Below are 18,628 nucleotides of genomic sequence, written 5' to 3'. Positions count from 1 at the left end.
AGACATTACTCGTCTATTTTATGAAGCGCATAACCCAGTAGTTCAAAATAGTGGTTAAGTGCTTCATTTGCTCTATTGATATGCTCACTATTTGGGTATATTAAATTACTACTTTTTAAGCCTCCCACCAAAAAGCTATTTTTTATATATGTGTGGCCTTCAATACAGGCTTCAAAACACCGTGCTGCAAGCTCTTCTGGCATGCTCATATAATTTATATTGTGGGCTTTATCGTGTTCTATACACGCTTGTACAAAGTTATTTGCATCAATACCATCTTCATCTAAAAATACATGTTTATAAAAACTGTTCAAAGCATTATTAAGTGGATGCGATAAATTAGGCGTGTTTGAAAGCCACAATTTTGAGGCAAAACCAAAGCGGGGTTTTGCTGCAAATAAGTGCTCGCTTATATGATGGTCAAACGCATGGAACCATTCATGAGCAAGTGCACCACCGCCTGCATTTTTTGCAAGAGCAAGTGTTTGAGAGGCTGCATTATAATGCGCTTGCACGCCTTTTTGACCACCATGGCCAAATGCAAAGTTAAGCTTCCCGCGCAGGCCAATTGCTTTAGGTGGTAAATGCAGTATTTGCGCAAGGTCGGCCAGTGCATCGTAAATTAAATTGGCGCTAATGTAGCGCTCTTCTTTAGTTACCCATTTACCAACGACCATTGACCTAAAGCCGAAGGTATCTCTTATATCGCTAAAGTCGACTTGGTCGTCAAAGCGATAGTCGGGTCCTTGGCGAGTAAAGCCACGTTTTAGTCTGTTAGGGTAGCTACGCATTGCAAGTTTCATATAGTAACGAATTTAATCTAAGTAACGTGCTTTTACGTGCTCAGGCATGTGTTGGGTTTGTTTTTGTATTAATTCATTTAGCGCATTATAAAGTGGTGCGGGATTTAGCTGCTCTATTAAAAACAAACTATGCGCTACAGCTTCAAGTGTGGATAGGCTGTCGGCCCGAGGAGCTTTACGAATAGCATAACGATTTTTAGGTAGCTGTTTAAAACTGATCGTTTTAAATTGATTTAGTAATGTGGTGAGCTGCAAAATTTTGTAGACTTTTTTCCATGTACCATCAACCACGATTAAATGGGTGATGTTTTTTACATTTGGCTGCTCAGTGTTATCGTCTAAATTTACAGCGTGTTCGTTAGGGTAGAGTAAAACAGTTGAGCTTACTGGCAGTGTTTTTAGTATGGAAAAGTCATCATTATTTTCGCCTTTGATTATTTGGCAATCAGTTAGGCATAAATTGAGTAGTTTAGCGGTATTTTTTGCTATTTTTTCTTCACTCGGGTGCTGTAGAATAATAACCGTAACTTTGTTGTTTATATTTGTAATTGCGTTGCAAATACAGGTGTTTATTGAAAAGTTACAATGATTACAAAGTGTGCGTGCCATTTAATAAACTTTTTGTTGCCAGTATGTTCCTCGCAATTATACATTTATAAGGTAATTAAGTTGGTTTTTTTTACGCATCAATATAAAGTAGTACTATTAAACTGTAACTTACATGGATTGTTTTAAGGGCTTAAAATATGACAGAAATAAATATTGATACATCAGCATTAGAGAGTATGGAATCGTTATTGGGTGAGCAGTTTGCTGATACACTTGATTTTTGCTGCTCAGAGTTTGAACGTTTGGGCTCAGAAGTTTTAGCAACCATTGGTAAAGATAAAGAAGCAGCTATTCGCCACTCCCATAGCTTAAAATCGAATGCTGCGCAGTTTGGTGCTTCAAGCCTTGCTGAGGTTTCTCGTGTTATTGAACAAAATTTAAACCTAGATAACTTAGCTGAAGCTATCGACGCATCTAATAGCTTAATGGCTCAAGTAACAGGCTCTCAAGCTAAGCTAAATGAATGGTTAGCATCTCGTTAATTATTGAAGCCGAAACGTGAATTTATTTCAGTATTAAGCACCTAAATTGACTGGCATTTTACGCCTTTACTAGGTTAGTCTAAAGACTCACTAGGGCGTGTTGATCTTTCGGGATTGAATTTGCAACGAGTGTCTGGTTTTTAGGTTAGGCAGAGCCTATGCAGTGTGGTTTTTCCACATAAATAGGCGATAACAACACATAAAATCCAAACACGCATTGCCCAGAGGGTTCTTCCTAGGGGCTATTTTCTCTTTGTTACTCAATTTTTACTTAGCCCACTAGGTTACAAATCTCGCGCCGCGATTAAATCGCCCCTAGGTTGAACAAATTTAATCCATAAAGTCAATACGCCCTAAAGAGGTAAAAATGTCTGATATTAAAAAGAGTCACAAATTAGAAGGTGTATGTTATGACATTCGTGGGCCGGTTTTAGCACAAGCTAAAAAAATGGAAGACGAAGGTCAAAAAGTATTAAAATTGAATATAGGTAATCCAGCTGCTTTTGGTTTTGATATGCCAGAAGATATGCACCGCGATATTATCCGCAACTTATATTCAGCCCAAGGTTACTGTGACTCTAAAGGCCTCTATTCAGCCCGCGTGGCTATTTATCAGCACTACCAACAACGTGGATTACATAATTTAGATGTAGATAGTATCTATATTGGTAATGGCGTAAGCGAACTTATTCAGATGATCACCCAAGCGCTATTAAATAATGGCGATGAAGTGCTTATTCCAGCTCCAGATTATCCACTTTGGACTGCTTCTGTCACATTATCGGGTGGTAATCCGGTGCATTATTTATGTGATGAAGAGCAAGATTGGTTTCCGGATATTGCAGATATAAAAAGCAAAATAACGTCTAAAACTAAAGCTTTGGTATTAATTAATCCTAATAATCCGACAGGTGCGGTTTACAGTGATGATTTGTTAATGCAATTAATTGATATAGCGCGTGAACATAAACTGCTGTTATTGAGCGATGAGATTTACGAAAAGATTTTATACGATGGTATAACGCATACTTCAATCGGCTCACTGTGTGATGATGTACCAATCATTACTTTTAATGGTTTAGCAAAAACCTACCGTGCAGCGGGGCTAAGAATGGGGTGGATGGTTCTAAGCGGTCGTACCTCGGTAATGGATGATTTACGCAAAGGTCTTGAAATACTTTCATCTATGCGTTTGTGCGCCAATGTACCTGCGCAATATGCAATTCAACAAGCGTTGGGCGGCGTGCAATCAATTGATAATTTAATTAACCCAGGCGGGCGCTTATACGAGCAGCGCGATATAGCATGGCGCGGGTTAAACGCTATTGAAGGTATTAGTTGTAAAAAACCTAAAGGCGCGCTTTATGCGTTTGCCAAAGTAGATACAGCACTTTTTAACGTTAAAGATGATGAAAAGATGATGTACGATTTGCTAAAAGCCGAAAAAATATTACTTGTACATGGCAGGGCGTTTAATTGGCCCGAGCCGGATCATTTTAGATTGGTATTTTTACCAAGCAAAGATGATTTATCGGATGCGATGTTAAAAATGAAGCGTTTTTTTAAAGACTATCGCCAAGTATAGTTATTTAAAAAGTAAAAAAACGAGCCAAATTTGGCTCGTTTTTTTACTTTAGTCATGAATATATTGGCTAGTACGCTTTATCTACACGCACCGTGTTGTCGTTCAAGTACACTAATCTTACATTATCGCCTTTGCTAAAGCGCATTGATTGGTCTTGATCTTGAACAACCATAAACTGGTCGCCGTTTTCAACTTGTATTAATAACTCTACAAAATGATTTTGCTGATAATGACTTTGCTGCTGCCTATTGTGTGCAACACTGCCGCCAATTACCGAGCCTAATATTGTTGCTACTGTGCGGCCGCTACCGCCACCAAACTGGTTGCCTACAACACCACCGAGTAATGCACCGCCGAAGGTTTTCCAGCCGTTGTTTTTGTCTTGAATGATTTCTTGTTCGGTAATATTGCGTACCGATTTTACGTCACCAAATAAAACTTGCTGCACAGGGACTGCTTTATTGCGCTCGTATTGAGCAAAAGTTGGCGCGCTCACACTAAGTAGGGCACACATTATTAATATTATAGCTTTCATAATAATCTCCTATTGGTAGCCTTTATGGGCTTATTAGCCCGTAAAGGCTTAGTAACTACCAACCAAATGTCGATTTTTCTTTAGTTTTACGAATTTCAGTTTCGTCAGCCCATTCTACAAGGCCGCTTTCCATATCCATTAAGCGCATTGTAAATTTGTAATAAACATCTGATTTATCAGCGTTTGATTTAACTATGCTCGATAAATTTCCGTATAACATATATTGCGCGCCAATTTGTTTACCAAATGCAACGGCTGTTGCAGGGTTAACAAGGGCATCTTCGTTTTGAAACGTTAATTGCTCACGTACTGACTCAACACGCGTCATATCTACAAAACGGAATTTACCACTGCGTAGCATTTGCGTTGAGATTGAATCGGTGATTGATTCAGTATCAATGTGCTCACTAGTTTTGTTTTTAATACGCTCAACAAATACTACAGGGCGTTTATTAGCTGTCATTGTGCCAACAACGGGTGAGCTGAGTAATGAATCGGTCATTTGGCTAGCTACTTTTTGTAAATCGGTAGAGCCAAAATTAATATCGGTTGTTTCTACTGCTTGTGCGTCGCCATAACTTACTACGGCTTTATTAGCACAGCCACTTAATACTAAAGCGCTCAGGCCAACTAAAGCGTAAGTTGATGCTGTTTTAAATTTGTTACTGATGATCATGGTTGTTTCCTTTAATCTTTAAATTCTTGTGATTCGGTAGACACTTCTCTTACTGCTAAAGAAAAGGTAACCGCATCAGAGCTCGGTGCTAAGCCCGGTAATTGTGTTTTTGCAAAACCAAATAAGGTGAGTGCTTGCCAAGGTGAGTGGTTGCCTTTAATAACAAAGCCGTCTTTATCAAACCAATTAAATTGATACTGTAAATACTGTGATTTTTTATACTGGCTCGAAAGTGTCACTACCACATCGGTTAACTGGTTAGTTTGACGTGTTTTCACATCAGTAATGGTCAGCTTTTTACCAAGCTCTGGGTTATCTACACGTAATTGCTCATTAAACTGGTTTTTATTTTGTTCAACAGAAATACCCGATGTAACCGGTTGGCTGGAACATGCACTGAGCATTAAGGCTGCTAATAATGGCGCTATGTATTTCATGATGGCTCCTAAAGTTGAACTACGTGGTAATTAAAGTAGTTATTAATAGAGGTTAAGTAAATTAACGTTAACCCTTGCTTACTAATGGTAAAATTTATGGGTGCTTGTGTGCCTATATGCACAGAATGCTCACCTGTATTTAGGCTTTGCCTTGCGACACTTATTTGATTTGGAAGTGTAAGCCAGCTGCGTGTATCAGCTTGCTCAGACGCCAAATTATAAATATTAGCAAGTATGTTACCTACATCACCGGCACTGCGAGCAAGTTCTGCCCGTACTTTCTCTTTGGCTACTAATCTGAGTACTTGGCGAGCGACTTTTGCAGGTATTTGATCTTCTAGAGTTTTAGCTGCAAGTGCCTCAATGTGTACCAGTGGGCTAAGCGCCAAGCTTTGTGCATCTATATTTATATTGTTAAGGCGGCGCACATAGGCATTATCTTTATATACCGGCATCGCCAAGCTGTAAAAGCGTGCATCGCCACGTGATGAATAAATTGGCAAGCGCAGTTTAAATTCATCTTGTTTTGGTACTAATCCTTGTTCAAATAAAACAATTACTTCGCCTTGTGATGAAGAAATAGTGGGCGTATCGCCAAAGCGTTTTTTAAATTCATTTAGATCTTGGTCAAACCCTTGTTTTTTAGCAAGGCGCATCACATCTTGCTGTAAATAAATATTGTTAGGTTGTATAGCCAATGCTTTTTTATAATCGATATAGGCGTCGTCGTATTGTTTAGCACTTTGGTAAAGCAAAGCAGATAAGTAAAATGTGTAGGCATTTTGAAAGCCATTTTTTATGTTTCTGGTTACATTGCTCATGCTTGGGTAGTGTTGCTGAGCTTCTTTAACGGTTGAGTCTACTTCTGCTTCATTCTCGCTAAGCGCATCAACTTGTACTTTATTAGCTCGGCGAATTTCGACCAATGCGCCTTCAACATCATTTTTATACACGTAGTTAAGTGCTTTATAACTATGAAGCATGCTCATTTCGTAAGCGGGTGGCACATAAGTTATTGCTGAGTCGTTGGTAAATAAAGCGTTACTTTGTTCAAGGCCCGCACTAACTTGTATTTTGGCGGCTTCACGCTTTTTTTGCATTTGCGTATACACGTTCTCAAATTTACTTTGTGCATCATCTGGTGTATTTGCTAAGTCGTTTAAACGAGCTTGCTCAAGTTGGTTGAGTAAGTAGCTGCTGTGCAGGGTGCTATTATTAGCAATAAGGGATTGCGCTTCTTCGATGTTGTTTTTCTCGATCGCATTTCTTATTGGTGTCATTTGTGTGGCATAGTCATTAAATAGGTCATTAAAACCCATTGTGCTACACCCACTTAAAATAAAACAAAAGCTTAAAATTATACTGCGGCGCACTGAGCACTCCTCTTAATTTACCTGTATACATTAACATACTATTTTTAGCTAAATGTGTGAAATATTGTAAAAAATCGTAGAGTAAAACTGCCTGCTAATAAAGAAATATAAAGTGACATTAGTGAACAAAGTGTGAATTTTTTTGGTTTATTATCACTCCACTGAAATAGTATTTTCGCTTTAGCGGTCTTGCTAAGAGTTATATCACTTAGAGGAATTAAAAAATGAAAAAGTTTACAGGTGCAGCAATGGCTGTAATGGTAGCAGGTTTAGTTGGTTGTAATGCAACAGAGGCAGAAACGGCAACATCAAGTGCAGTTGCTAGTAATGGCGCAACAACTGATTTAGTTCATTGTTATGATGCGAATGTATGTGGTGGCCATAACGATTGTAAAACAGCTGAGAATGCATGTGCAGGTCAAGCGTCATGTAAAGGGACTGGTTTTGTAGCAATGCCTGCAAAATCATGTGCTGACGTTGGCGGTACAGTAAAAGATAAATGGGTTGGCAGTGTAGCTAAAGCAGATTTAGTACATTGTAACGATGTAAATGTGTGTGGCGGTCATAACGATTGTAAGACTGCTAATAATGCTTGTGCTGGACATGCATCATGTAAAGGCACCGGTTTTGTATCAATGCCTGCAAAAGCATGTGGTGATATTGGTGGTTCTGTAGGTAGCTAATACCAATTTATCGAACGCATAAAGTAAGCTTGAACGATGTGTTTATTATTCAGGCTTATTAAGGAAGTTTATGACAAATCGTTTTTTAGGTTTTGGTTTAGGACTAAGAGCCCCGCATTTTGAGCAAATTATTGCAGATAAACCAGCTGTAGATTGGTTTGAAATTATTTCAGAAAACTATTTTGTAGCCGGTGGAAAACCTTGGCATTATTTAAATAAAATAAGAGCAGATTATCCGATTGTTATGCATGGGGTATCAATGTCGATTGGTAGTATTGACCCTATTGATAAGGACTACTTAAATCAGTTAAAAAACACAATTGCGAGGGTTGAGCCGCATTGGGTGTCTGATCATTTATGTTTTACCCAAGTGGGCGGTATTAATAGCCACGATTTACTACCAATGCCTTACACCTCAGAGGCGCTTGATCATTTAGCAAATAAAATTTCGCAAGTTCAGGACTACCTAGGGCGCGAAATGATTTTTGAAAATGTATCGAGCTATTTAACCTATAACGATTCACAAATGAGTGAGTGGGAATTCTTAGCGCAATTACATAAGCAAACAGGCTGTAAGTTTTTAATGGATGTAAATAATGTTTATGTAAGTGCGCGTAATCACGACTTTAATGCAATGGATTATTTATCAGCTATTCCGAGTACAGCTATTGCACAAATTCACTTAGCAGGACATCAAGACTTTGGTACGCATATTATAGATACTCACGATGAAGATGTTCCCGATGCGGTATGGGACTTATATGCTCAGTATGCAAAAACATTAAATCCGGTAAGTACCATGATTGAACGCGATGATAATATTGGCTCCCTTGATGATTTAATTACTGAGCTTGAGCATGCTAAAGCGCTAGTGAAACCGTTTTGGGATATAAGTTCATGAGTGATTTAGCAAAGCTGCAAAAACAGTTTATGAATTTACTGCAAGGTGAAAGCTCGGATATTAGCGAGCAAATTGCGCAGCAAGGGCAGTTAAATACACAACAGCGACTCTCTATTTATCAAAGCGCTTATAAAATTCGCTTAAGAGCCGTGATTGAGCAAGATCACGAACAGCTGGGCATTTACTTAGGTGATGATTTATTTGAGATGATGGTTGATGGTTATTTAGCTTTATATCCTTCAACTCATACGTCACTACGAATTTTTGCAGAGCAACTACCAGATTATTTAGCCGCTAATACTCCTTTTAGTGATTACCCCATACTTGCAGATATAGCCAAATTTGAACGACTATTACTAAGTACTTTTGATGCAAGCGATAAAACATTACTTAATGTATCAGAGCTTGAAAGTATTGAACCTCAACAATGGCCAAATTTACTATTAAAATTACATCCAAGTGTACAGTTAGTTGCGTTTAATACGTTGGCGGTTGAAAGTTGGCAGGCAATAAAACAAAAGCAAACACCGCCAGAGCCAAGAGTCTCAGAACCTCGCTTTTGGGTTGTAGCACGTGATACTGAAAGACGTACACAGTATTTAAGCGTTAATGCACAAGAATATCGCTTACTGAGTTTATTAAAACAAAACACACCCTTTGCACAGTTATGTCAATCCTGTTTAAATGAACTCCCTGGTGAGCAAATCGCTGGATTTTTAATTACTAAAATTAATCAATGGCTTGAACGTGGTTGGTTAATTAGCGAGTGAGTTAAAACAATATAGTTATTTTTCGTTGCGAAGGAATTTTTTTGAAAGCCACCATATACACATTAATTGCTTTAATTGCGTTTGCCGCAAATTCTCTTTTTTGCAGAATGGCCTTAGCAGAAGGTTATATAGATGCTTGGAACTTTACTGTTATTCGCTTACTTAGTGGGGCTGCATGTTTGGGCATTATAATGGCTATTTATACCCATAATTTAAAACGTAAAGGCACATTCAATCCCGCTATTTTAAGTGACAGAGGAAGCTGGCGAAGCAGTATTAGCCTGCTTGTTTACGCGCTTTGTTTTTCGATTGCCTACGTAGAGTTAGATACCGGTACCGGTGCACTAATTTTATTTTCCGCTGTGCAACTTACTATGATTGGCTGGGGTATTTATCAAAAAGAGCAATTAAGCGTACTTCAGTGGTGTGCATTTATAGTGGCGTTATCTGGTTTTGTATATTTAATGCTGCCATCTGCAGCTGTGCCTTCATTATTAGGTGCATCACTTATGGCACTCAGTGGTGTGGCATGGGGTATATACAGTATTCGCGGTAAAGTGTGCGTATCGCCACTGCGTACTACTGGGTTTAACTTTATAAGAAGCTTAGTTGCAATCCCTGTTTTATTACTTGTAGGTATGAGTTATTTAAAAAATATGAGTATTGAAGGGGTGTTACTTGCGTGTGCCTCGGGGGCAATAGCGTCTGGAGTTGGTTATAGTGTTTGGTATGTAGCAATGCCACTACTTAAAAGTACCCAAGCTGCGGTTGTGCAACTTTGTGTGCCGGTACTTGCTGCCATTGCTGGTGTTTTGTTTTTATCAGAGCAGGTAACAATGGAGTTTATAGTCGCAAGCTCGTTAATATTAGGCGCTGTGCTGGTGTTTATTTTAAATAAAAAGAAGGCTTAATATAACCTAACCTTCTTTTAGGTGTGGGCTTACGTTTGTTACAAAGCGTTTATAAATAGCTGGTAAGTTATCAAGTATTGCCCGCTTACCCTGTAGTTCACTGTTTTTTATGCATTCAAAAAGTACTTGCTCGCTAAGTTTATTCACTAATAATTGTGATTGCTTAATATGGCTTATATGCCAAAGCTCAGGTGCTACGCCACCTAAATCATGCTGGTAAGGGCGATAAAAACCAAATTTAACTAAGTTAGTATCAAGCCAATTACTTAAAGGTGCAAACGGCCCACCTTGCAGGTATTCATCAGGTGTTAGCTGTAGCTTATAATCATCACTCACCGCAGCTTTATCAAACACATCTAAGTCAGTCCCTAAATGATGTCTGCTTGCGCCAGGTAGTGCAGAGTAGAGCATTATTGCTATGCATTTATCTACATCATTTAATTTAGTTAAATCTACAACCTTTTGCTGTTTATTATAAACAGGTCGAATACCTAAAAACTTATTATTCCAAATAATTGACTGGCGTTCAAAGTCGCGAAAACTTGAGGCAATAGTAAGATCAAATCCCGCTTTTTGAGCTGCACTTTGCAGCGCTAAAAAGTCGCTAATAATAGCGCTGTGCAAGCGATGATTTTGTATGTCAGTTAAATGTGTATCACTTTGCCCTGTGATACACATTATCGATGTTGGTTTAGTTACATCCATTATGCTAAAAGTTGCTCTAGTATTTGCTCGTAAATGTCGGTAAGGGCTATTAAATCATCGGTACTTACGCATTCATCTACTTTATGAATAGTTTCGTTACGTGGGCCAAGTTCAATTACTTTAGCACCTGTTTGTGCAATAAAGCGACCATCTGATGTGCCGCCGGTAGTTTCTAGGTTTGTGGTTAAACCGGTTACTGATTTAATCGCTTTTACTGTGGCATCAACAAGTGGGCCGTGCTCGGTAATAAAAGGTAAGCCATTTACTATCCAGCTTAATTCATAATTTAAGTTATGCTTTTGTAGTATGTCATTTACACGTTGTTGTAATTGCTCATGTGTTACTTGCGTGCTAAATCTAAAGTTAAACTGTACTTCTAGCTCACCCGGGATCACGTTGCCTGCACCTGTGCCGCCATTAATATTTGAAATTTGAAAGCTGGTAGCAGGGAAGTATTCATTTCCGTTATCCCACACCGTTTGGCTAAGCTCAGTAAGGGCAGGGGTTGCTAGGTGAATTGGGTTTTGTGCTAAATGTGGATAGGCGACATGCCCTTGTACTCCCTTAACGGTTAAAAAAGCGGTAAGTGAACCTCTGCGGCCATTTTTAACAACATCACCTAATACATCTCGTGATGAAGGCTCGCCTACTAGGCACATATCAATTTTTTCACCGCGCGCCTCTAGCGTATCAATTACACGGGTAGTCCCGTTTATAAACGGGCCTTCTTCGTCGGAGGTTATTAAAAAAGAAATTGAGCCTTTATGATCTGGATGTTTAGTAACAAAACGCTCGGTTGCAACAAGCATTGCAGCTAACGAGCCTTTCATATCGGCAGCGCCGCGCCCATGTAATAAACCGTCTTTTATTAATCCTGAAAACGGCGGGTGTTGCCAATTTTTTTCTGGGCCTGTTGGCACAACATCAGTGTGGCCTGCAAAACAAAAATGCGGTGATTGTGTGCCTTTTCGAGCCCATGTATTTAATGTGTCGGTAAAAAATAATGACTCAATATTAAAACCAACCGCAGCAAGGCGGTCGTTCATCATCTGTTGGCAGCCAGCATCCTCGGGCGTTACTGACTCACGTTGTATTAGTGCTTGAGCGAGTGCAATTACATCATCTTTCATGATTTAAATATCTCATCGTATTGGGCTGCTTTAAAACCTAAGTGGTAACTGCCATTGTTAATAAGTACTGGGCGTTTGATCATGGCAGGTTGTTCAACTAACAATGGGATAGCACTTTCTTTAGTCAAACTCTGTTTTTGCTCATCAGTTAGTGCGCGATAAGTTGTGCCACGTTTATTAACAAGCTGTTCCCAATCGAGTTTATCTGCAAAATCACTTACCATTTGCTCATTTACGCCATCTTTGCGGTAATCATGAAACGTAAATTCGATGTTGTTGTCGGCTAAGTATTTTTTTGCTTTTTTTATCGTGTCGCAATTGCTAATACCGTATAGAGTGATCATAAATTTAGTTCTTCTTAATAATAGTTAATAAGGTATCTACATCCGCATTTACATGCGAATGTGAGTAATGAAATGTGCCGAGATTATGGCCGTTAAGTAAGATTAAACTGGCCAGCATAGGCGTTTCTAGTTCGCGTAAATCAAAATAAGCGAGGCGCTGGCCTTTACTTATTTCACTACCATTTAATTGTGCAATATGAGTATGTGTAATTGATTGCGAACCGGTAATAGTTAAGTTGATTAAAACTTTTAAACCATTTTTAGCCTGTAAAATAAACTCAGTACCTGCGTTTTTTACTTGTAATAACGTGCCATCAAACGGCGCTAAAATTTTGTGGCTACTGAGCTTTACAGTAATACCAGGACCGAGAATACCAAACCTAAAAATAGGCTCGGGGTGTTCTTGAAGCGGTATTACTTTACCTGTAAATGGGCTTGTAATAAGGATGGCACTGCGGGGCGTTTTATTGAGTGCTAGATATTCAATTGTTTGTGCTTTCATATACTATTGGGCCACCACGTTGTAACCATCTTTTTTTAAGGCATTAAGTGCTAGTGAGGCCGTTTGCTTTTTTACTAAAATATAATCGGTATCGTAGGTTGAGATTGAAAAAATAGAAATTTTAGCGCGTGCTAATACACCCGATATATTAGCCATTATTCCGGTCAGCGAAAAACCAAGTGGGCCAACCACCTCAAGTGCTTGCCAATCAGATTCGGTATCTAAACTCTCTATTTCAAAGCTACTAGGGCAAACAATAGATAGTTCATCCTGGGTTTTAGATATAAAAAATAAAGGAAGCTTTAGTAGCGCCGCAGGTATATCGGCGTCAACATCTAAACTGTGAATAGATAAAACCGTGCTGTGTAATTGTAATGTTTGTTTTGACATTAAACGCCTGCGATACAGCATTATTGATAGCTTTATAGTATAGATTATTGCCTTCAAGTTAAAGGTGTAAGCGTGACTAAAATGAGCATTTGGAAGTGGGTTTTAATAGAGATTAAAAAACTTACCCACAATTTCTGTGGATAAGTATGGGGGTTGCAGGGTATAAATAGCCTAACTAGTTAATTATTAAATAAATAATAGCTAGGCTATAAAAAGCACACGTTGTGTTTAATGTGCTATTAGCGCTTCTGCTTGGGCTGCCTGAATTGCAGTTAAGGCGATTGTATACACAATATCATCGACTAATGCACCACGGCTCAAGTCGTTTACGGGTTTGCGCATACCTTGAAGCATAGGGCCGATACTTATTAAGTCGGCACTGCGTTGTACTGCTTTATATGTTGTATTACCTGTATTTAAATCTGGGAATATAAATACAGTCGCTTTACCAGCTACAGGGCTGTTAGGTGCTTTTTTAAGTGCTACATTTTCCATTATAGCGGCATCGTATTGTAGTGGGCCGTCGATAATTAAATCAGGACGTTTTTGTTTTGCTATTTTTGTGGCTTCACGTACTTTTTCAACATCGGCACCCGTACCTGACGTACCCGTGCTGTAGCTTATCATGGCTACACGTGGCTCTATACCAAATGCAGCTGCAGAGTCGGCAGATTGAATCGCTATATCTGCAAGCTGTTCAGCATTAGGGTCTGGGTTAATCGCACAGTCACCGTAAACTAACACTTGGTCAGGTAGCAGCATAAAAAATACAGATGATACTAGCGATGACCCTGGTGCTGTCTTGATTAATTGTAATGGTGGGCGAATTGTATTTGCCGTAGTGTTTACCGCGCCCGATACTAAACCGTCCACTTTACCTTGCTCAAGCATCATTGTACCCAGTACGACGTTATCTTGTAGTTGCTCTTGTGCTACTACGGCTGTTAGGCCTTTGCTTTTACGAATTTCGACCATAGGCGCAATATAATCATTTATAATACTTTTTGGCTCGATGATACTTACATGTTCGTTTAGCTCAATACCTTGCTGCTGTGCAATACGCATTATTTCTTCGCGATCGCCAAGCAATATAGTTTTAGCAATGCCACGTTGACCACAAATAGCAGCCGCTTTAATTGTACGAGGTTCATTCCCTTCTGGTAATACTACGGTTTTATCTGCTTTACGTGCTTTATCGGTTAATAAATAACGAAATGCAGGTGGTGATAACTTACGCGTTTTGCCTACACTTTGAGCTAGAGTATCGAGCCAGCTTGAATTGATATGTTCTGCGTTGTGATCTTTTACTTTTTCAATGCGTTGGTCATCATCATTTGGTACTTCCATATTAAAGTTATGCAGTAATAGTGATGTGCGCCATGTGTCGGCATCGGTTGCGAGTATTGGTAAACCGGTTTGCATGGCTTGTTCACACAAAGCCATAATACGTGGCTCTGGCTCAAAGCCACCGGTGAGTAATATAGCGCCAAGTTTAGTGCCGTTCATAGCAGATAAACACGCAGCAACAAGTATGTCTGAACGATCGCCTGGTGTTACTAATAACGCCCCTGGCGTAAAATAATTTAAAATATTAGAAACCGTACGAGCACAAAAAGTAATACGACGCAGGCGACGATGAAGCATATCGCCTTCGTTAATTATTGTTGCTTTTAAATACGCGCTTAAGTCTTTTACGCGTGGCGCTACTAAGTCAAAATCCCACGGGATTGCGCCAAGCAACATAAACGGATTTTTTTTAAAAATAGGTAAAGACGCTAAACGATTTAACTCGTTTTCAAGCTCTTCGGGTTTGTAAGCGTCGACTAAATCGGCGCGTGCACGGCCTTCTTCATCAAGTGGCGCATTTACTTTATTAAAAATACAGCCCAGTACACGAGGATGATCGATTCCACCGTAATTACCTGCTGCAATTTCTAGGCGGTCTTCTATTTGAGTAATGGTGTAATTACCAGGGGTAAGTACAAATACAATTTCAGCGCCGAGTGTTTGCGCAATTTCGCGGTTTACACGCCCAGCATAAGGTTGGCGACGAGTAGGCACCATACCTTCAATAATAGCTACTTCATCGTCGTTTATTTTACTTTCAAAGCGTTCAACAATTTCCTCTAGTAGATCATCACCTTTACCGTCGCCAATCATTTGCTCAGCATAATCAAGAGCAAAAGGGGTGGGTGGGTTAATAGGTGAACCTTGAGTGACTATTTGTGTTGATTTTTCAGGACCTGTTTCGCCTGAACGAGGCTGAGCGATGGGTTTAAAAAAGTTAACTTTAACTGTTTTTTGCTCAAGAGCGCGAACTAAACCAACTGATACCGACGTTAAACCCACACCGGTAGACACAGGAATTAACATAATACGACGTGCCATATTAAAGCTCCTTTACGATGTTAGCGGCATCAAGTGCAATAACCCACTCTTCGTTGGTCGGCATTACTACCACTTTGGATGAAGTATTGGCTGAACTAATAATACCTTGATTACCAAAACGTGCATCAAGATTGCTCTTCTGGTCACAACTGAACCCTAAAAAAGCTAATTGATTAATGACATTTTCACGTATGATATCGGAGTTTTCGCCAATGCCGCCAGTAAATATAAGTGCATCTAAACGTTGTAATGGTACCATGTAGGCTGCAATTTGTTTGGCTAGTCGGTAGCAAAAAATATCCAGCGCTAAACGTGCTTGTTTATGTCCGGCAACAGCGGCTTCTTCAATCGTTCGACAATCGTTAGAGAGTTCGCTAATACCTAGTAGGCCGCTTTCTTGGTTTAATAAATTATCTATTTGCTGAGCGTTGTAACTAAGCTGTGTAGTTAAAAAATTAAATAAACCGGGGTCAATATCTCCACTGCGAGTACCCATAACAATACCAGCCAATGGCGTTAAACCCATACTGGTATCAACACTTTTACCATTTTTTATTGCAGTAACAGAGCAGCCATTACCTAAATGAGCACTAATGAAATTACTCTTCTCTATAGGCTGATTTAATAATTTAGCAGTTTGTCCTGCTACATAGTAATGACTTGTGCCGTGCATACCATAGCGTCTTACACCGTAGCCTGTATAAAGCTTATAGGGTAGGGCGTAAAGGTAGGCAACTTCATCCATAGTTTGATGAAATGCTGTGTCAAATACTGCTACTTGGGGTAAACCTATAAATGAAGCTTGTGCAGATGAAATACCTAACAAGTTCGCATGACCATGTAGCGGCGCTAAAGAAGACGCTTTAGTAATACCGTTAATTACGTCTTCATCAATTAAGACTGACTTTGTGAAATGCTCTCCGCCATGAACAACACGGTGCCCAACAGCAATAAGGTGCTCATCAAGGTTATGATCCTTTATTAAGCTTACAAGCGTATTTATAGCCTCAGCATGCGCTTGATTAGCCGCTAAGTCGATAACCGTCTTAGTTCCATTAAATTTGTATTTAATGGAGGGGGCTTTGGCGCCCAAGCGTTCAGCAAGGCCTGATATAATTTCGTGACCGTCGTTTGCATCAATAATGGCAAACTTTAAACTAGAGCTACCACAGTTTAAAACTAAAACATGTTGTGATTCAGGGGAGGTTGTTGGCATAGATTCAATTTCCATAAACAAATTTAGTAAGTGAACGTTAATACGTGATAGTTACACTTACGGTATTAAATAAAGCTAAAACAATTAAATGTTCAACTGCAAAGTGGTTAACTCAATGTTAAATATTTTACCTTATTTATGATGTTTCAGTTAGGATTGTTCGCCATTAAAGGGGAAATTTAAGCTCTTTTACTGAGAAAGTGTAACTCCCTCATTTTGTGTTACACTTTGGTATAGCTCGTTTTCTATTGTATTTAAAAGCAGTATCTGTGAGGAGTCATGATGCAAAAAAGTGTGATGTCACAACTACAAACAGGCCGTTTGTATGGTAAAAAATGGCCAATGCGTAAAGAGCTTGCGCCTTTGTTTTTAGAGTTTAGAGTGATTAGAGCGACTGAGCTTGCCATTACAGTAATGCCAATCTTGGCTATGCTAACGTTGTTTTTTCAGCTTAATTACTTAGGTTCTGATTTTTTACCGCAAGCTATTGCGAGTGCATTATTTTTTATATCGTTACCTTTACAAGGTTTATTTTGGTTAGGTAAACGAGCGCAAACGCCTTTAGATCCTGCGATGCAAAAATGGTACAACGAGCTGTACACTAAAATGGCGGCTAATGGATATCAAACGCAGTTAAGTGAGAACAAGCCCCGTTATATGGAGCTTGCTAACTTACTTAAAGATATGTTTGAAAAAATGGATAGAGCATTTACTAAAGAGCAGTTTTAGCGGGTTATACCATCATCTATTTTGGTAAACTGAGTAATATAAAATGATAAGGTGACATTGTGTTCACCTTTTTCTTCGAGTGCTGTCCAGTGCTCGGGTCTAAATTTCCATGCAAATGGCGTCATCATTATTAAGTTTTTAATATCAGTAAAGCTAAGCGCTACATGCTCTGTTAAAAGAGTCTGTTCTGCTTTTTGAAACCCTTTTGGCGTGGCTATTTCAGTATGTTCGTTTACTTCTGAATATATATACGATTTTAGCTCTTTTAAATGATAAGGGCCTGGGCTTGCTACCACTAATGTTGCGTTTTTATTAGCTAGACGTTCAAGTTCATCCTCAAACAAAGGTGCAAATACGCTAATAAGTATATCAGCAAATTGACTTTTAAAAGGTGCTTGGCTAATTGATGCAACACTAAAATGGCAATTAGGGTAGCGCTTTGCCGCATATTTAACGGCAGATTTTGAAATATCGACGCCGTACACTATAGCGTCTGTTTTACTTGCTATAGCTTGGGTATAAAACCCTTCACCGCATCCTAAATCTATAACCGTATTCGCACTTATTCGACCGACTAGATCGCTAAGATTTTGTTGTAAAAAGCGGTAGTATCCACGCTCTAAAAATGCGCGTCTAGCTTGTACCATTTCAAGGGAGTCGCCTGGTTGTTTTGAATTTTTTTGTTGCACAGGCAGTAAATTAATATACCCTTCTTTGGCAAAATCAAAGCTGTGGTTATTAGCACAACGAAGTGTTGAATCAGCTTTCAAAAGTGCGAGATTACATAGCGGGCATTGATAATGTAGACTCATGAGTCTAGGTAGTCCTTATCGTAAAAAGTTTTTACCCAATGCGGGCGATAGGTGATCATAATTGTTATAGCCATGCCGTTGAGCATTGCTTCAGGAAACCAAATTATGGCACTTAAATAAACGTAGTTATCTGCAAGTTCTTGCCAATTGTATTGCCCTATAGCTAAGTAAAATAAAGCACCTAGGCCTATTTTTATACAGGCTATAAACCCTGCAGTTATAAACGCACAAACAAATATATAAACAAAAAAATGACGAGGTAAATACTGGTAACTAATTATAAAGCCAAGGTAGCTTAGTAAAATAGGAATAAACGCACCAATAAGCAGTTGTACTGGTAACAGTTCAAGTTCAATTTGACCAAATGCAGTTAGTAGCGCTGTGGCAAGTAGGCTACTTAAAATCGTTAATCGCCAACCTAAAATTAATGTAGCGGCGGTAACACCTAGTATGTGTAAATCAAGGCCCGTTAAAATTCCTGCTTTTATTCGCCAAAGCACTGCAAACACTAACGCACATGCAAGAACTCCAGTTTGACGGGCTGGCGTATTAAGCAATGTTTTATATGTTTTTTTATCAAAGCTTAGTAGGGCAATAATAATTACAAGGGCCCAAAGTAGCCCTTGTATTGTTATGCTGAGCATAGT

22 protein-coding genes are annotated in these 18,628 nt (G+C 39.1%); 7 read left to right on the top strand and 15 right to left on the bottom strand.

Translation table 11 applies throughout. From position 1 onward, the window contains the following. Positions 1-5: 5 nt before the first annotated feature. Both H5089_RS01940 and H5089_RS01935 read right to left on the bottom strand, forming a co-directional pair. Positions 6-791: a CLCA_X family protein gene (locus H5089_RS01940; protein WP_182711393.1), complete on the bottom strand. Its 786-nt coding sequence runs from the start codon at positions 789-791 to the stop codon at positions 6-8. A gap of 24 nt (positions 792-815) precedes the next feature. Beyond that, positions 816-1,412, bottom strand: coding sequence for a tRNA-uridine aminocarboxypropyltransferase (locus tag H5089_RS01935; protein WP_182711341.1), 597 nt, complete (start codon positions 1,410-1,412; stop codon positions 816-818). Between the two features lie 137 nt (positions 1,413-1,549). Here H5089_RS01935 and H5089_RS01930 point away from each other — a divergent pair, with 137 nt between their 5' ends. Together H5089_RS01930 and H5089_RS01925 are read left to right on the top strand one after the other, a co-directional pair. Beyond that, a complete protein-coding gene (locus H5089_RS01930) occupies positions 1,550-1,894 on the top strand; it encodes an Hpt domain-containing protein (protein WP_002959674.1) in 345 nt (114 codons plus the stop codon). A 367-nt stretch (positions 1,895-2,261) separates the two neighbouring features. Beyond that, positions 2,262-3,479: a pyridoxal phosphate-dependent aminotransferase gene (locus H5089_RS01925; RefSeq protein WP_024597609.1), complete on the top strand. Its 1,218-nt coding sequence runs from the start codon at positions 2,262-2,264 to the stop codon at positions 3,477-3,479. Positions 3,480-3,546: 67 nt separating this feature from the next. Here H5089_RS01925 and H5089_RS01920 read toward each other — a convergent pair whose 3' ends face one another. Genes H5089_RS01920 through H5089_RS01905 form a run of 4 tightly spaced genes read right to left on the bottom strand, consistent with a single transcriptional unit; the run spans position 3,547 to position 6,500 of the window. Continuing rightward, positions 3,547-4,014, bottom strand: coding sequence for a glycine zipper 2TM domain-containing protein (locus tag H5089_RS01920; RefSeq protein ID WP_002959676.1), 468 nt, complete (start codon positions 4,012-4,014; stop codon positions 3,547-3,549). A gap of 55 nt (positions 4,015-4,069) precedes the next feature. Beyond that, positions 4,070-4,690: a penicillin-binding protein activator LpoB gene (lpoB, locus tag H5089_RS01915; RefSeq protein WP_007375407.1), complete on the bottom strand. Its 621-nt coding sequence runs from the start codon at positions 4,688-4,690 to the stop codon at positions 4,070-4,072. An 11-nt stretch (positions 4,691-4,701) separates the two neighbouring features. Then, positions 4,702-5,127: a YcfL family protein gene (locus H5089_RS01910; RefSeq protein ID WP_182711340.1), complete on the bottom strand. Its 426-nt coding sequence runs from the start codon at positions 5,125-5,127 to the stop codon at positions 4,702-4,704. 8 nt (positions 5,128-5,135) lie between these two features. Beyond that, a complete protein-coding gene (locus tag H5089_RS01905; RefSeq protein ID WP_024595111.1) occupies positions 5,136-6,500 on the bottom strand; it encodes a COG3014 family protein in 1,365 nt (454 codons plus the stop codon). A gap of 224 nt (positions 6,501-6,724) precedes the next feature. Here H5089_RS01905 and H5089_RS01900 point away from each other — a divergent pair, with 224 nt between their 5' ends. From H5089_RS01900 to H5089_RS01885, 4 genes are all read left to right on the top strand, one after another. After that, positions 6,725-7,183, top strand: coding sequence for a hypothetical protein (locus H5089_RS01900; RefSeq protein WP_024595110.1), 459 nt, complete (start codon positions 6,725-6,727; stop codon positions 7,181-7,183). 70 nt (positions 7,184-7,253) lie between these two features. Then, on the top strand, positions 7,254-8,084 hold the full coding sequence (locus tag H5089_RS01895; RefSeq protein WP_182711339.1) for a DUF692 domain-containing protein: 831 nt from the start codon (positions 7,254-7,256) through the stop codon (positions 8,082-8,084). After that, the gene (locus H5089_RS01890; RefSeq protein ID WP_002959685.1) at positions 8,081-8,854 is read left to right on the top strand and encodes a putative DNA-binding domain-containing protein; all 774 of its coding nucleotides are present in this window, start codon (positions 8,081-8,083) and stop codon (positions 8,852-8,854) included. The genes H5089_RS01895 and H5089_RS01890 overlap by 4 nt, the downstream gene beginning before the upstream one ends. A 41-nt stretch (positions 8,855-8,895) precedes the next feature. Continuing rightward, on the top strand, positions 8,896-9,765 hold the full coding sequence (locus tag H5089_RS01885) for a DMT family transporter (RefSeq protein WP_182711338.1): 870 nt from the start codon (positions 8,896-8,898) through the stop codon (positions 9,763-9,765). Between the two features lie 6 nt (positions 9,766-9,771). Here H5089_RS01885 and H5089_RS01880 read toward each other — a convergent pair whose 3' ends face one another. From H5089_RS01880 to H5089_RS01850, 7 genes are all read right to left on the bottom strand, one after another. Next, entirely contained in the window at positions 9,772-10,470 is a 699-nt protein-coding gene (locus H5089_RS01880; protein WP_182711337.1) for a M15 family metallopeptidase, read from the bottom strand. Continuing rightward, positions 10,470-11,600: a succinyl-diaminopimelate desuccinylase gene (gene dapE / locus H5089_RS01875; protein ID WP_154903259.1), complete on the bottom strand. Its 1,131-nt coding sequence runs from the start codon at positions 11,598-11,600 to the stop codon at positions 10,470-10,472. Before dapE ends, H5089_RS01880 begins: the two co-directional genes overlap by 1 nt. Further along, complete coding sequence (locus H5089_RS01870; RefSeq protein ID WP_002959693.1) at positions 11,597-11,944, bottom strand: ArsC family reductase; 348 nt, start codon at positions 11,942-11,944, stop codon at positions 11,597-11,599. The genes dapE and H5089_RS01870 overlap by 4 nt, the downstream gene beginning before the upstream one ends. A 4-nt stretch (positions 11,945-11,948) precedes the next feature. Then, positions 11,949-12,446 (bottom strand): PTS glucose transporter subunit IIA, encoded by a 498-nt coding sequence (locus H5089_RS01865; RefSeq protein WP_002959694.1) that lies wholly within the window; start codon positions 12,444-12,446, stop codon positions 11,949-11,951. 3 nt (positions 12,447-12,449) lie between these two features. After that, a complete protein-coding gene (locus H5089_RS01860; RefSeq protein WP_002959696.1) occupies positions 12,450-12,836 on the bottom strand; it encodes an ACT domain-containing protein in 387 nt (128 codons plus the stop codon). A gap of 228 nt (positions 12,837-13,064) precedes the next feature. Next, entirely contained in the window at positions 13,065-15,224 is a 2,160-nt protein-coding gene (pta, locus tag H5089_RS01855) for a phosphate acetyltransferase (RefSeq protein ID WP_002959697.1), read from the bottom strand. Position 15,225: 1 nt separating this feature from the next. Continuing rightward, on the bottom strand, positions 15,226-16,440 hold the full coding sequence (locus tag H5089_RS01850; RefSeq protein WP_024596542.1) for an acetate kinase: 1,215 nt from the start codon (positions 16,438-16,440) through the stop codon (positions 15,226-15,228). 282 nt (positions 16,441-16,722) lie between these two features. Between H5089_RS01850 and yfbV the strand changes: the two genes are divergently transcribed. Beyond that, positions 16,723-17,169: a terminus macrodomain insulation protein YfbV gene (yfbV, locus tag H5089_RS01845; RefSeq protein ID WP_024596543.1), complete on the top strand. Its 447-nt coding sequence runs from the start codon at positions 16,723-16,725 to the stop codon at positions 17,167-17,169. Here yfbV and H5089_RS01840 read toward each other — a convergent pair. After that, complete coding sequence (locus H5089_RS01840) at positions 17,166-17,981, bottom strand: putative RNA methyltransferase (protein ID WP_182711336.1); 816 nt, start codon at positions 17,979-17,981, stop codon at positions 17,166-17,168. The two genes, yfbV and H5089_RS01840, sit on opposite strands and share 4 nt — an antisense overlap. After that, on the bottom strand, positions 17,978-18,625 hold the full coding sequence (locus H5089_RS01835; protein ID WP_182711335.1) for an energy-coupling factor ABC transporter permease: 648 nt from the start codon (positions 18,623-18,625) through the stop codon (positions 17,978-17,980). Before H5089_RS01835 ends, H5089_RS01840 begins: the two co-directional genes overlap by 4 nt. Positions 18,626-18,628: the final 3 nt, after the last annotated feature.

Origin of the sequence: Pseudoalteromonas sp. SR45-1, assembly GCF_014163655.1 — a bacterium.
In the GTDB taxonomy this organism is placed as follows: domain Bacteria; phylum Pseudomonadota; class Gammaproteobacteria; order Enterobacterales; family Alteromonadaceae; genus Pseudoalteromonas; species Pseudoalteromonas distincta.
This window is presented reverse-complemented; position numbering and strand designations above follow the sequence as displayed.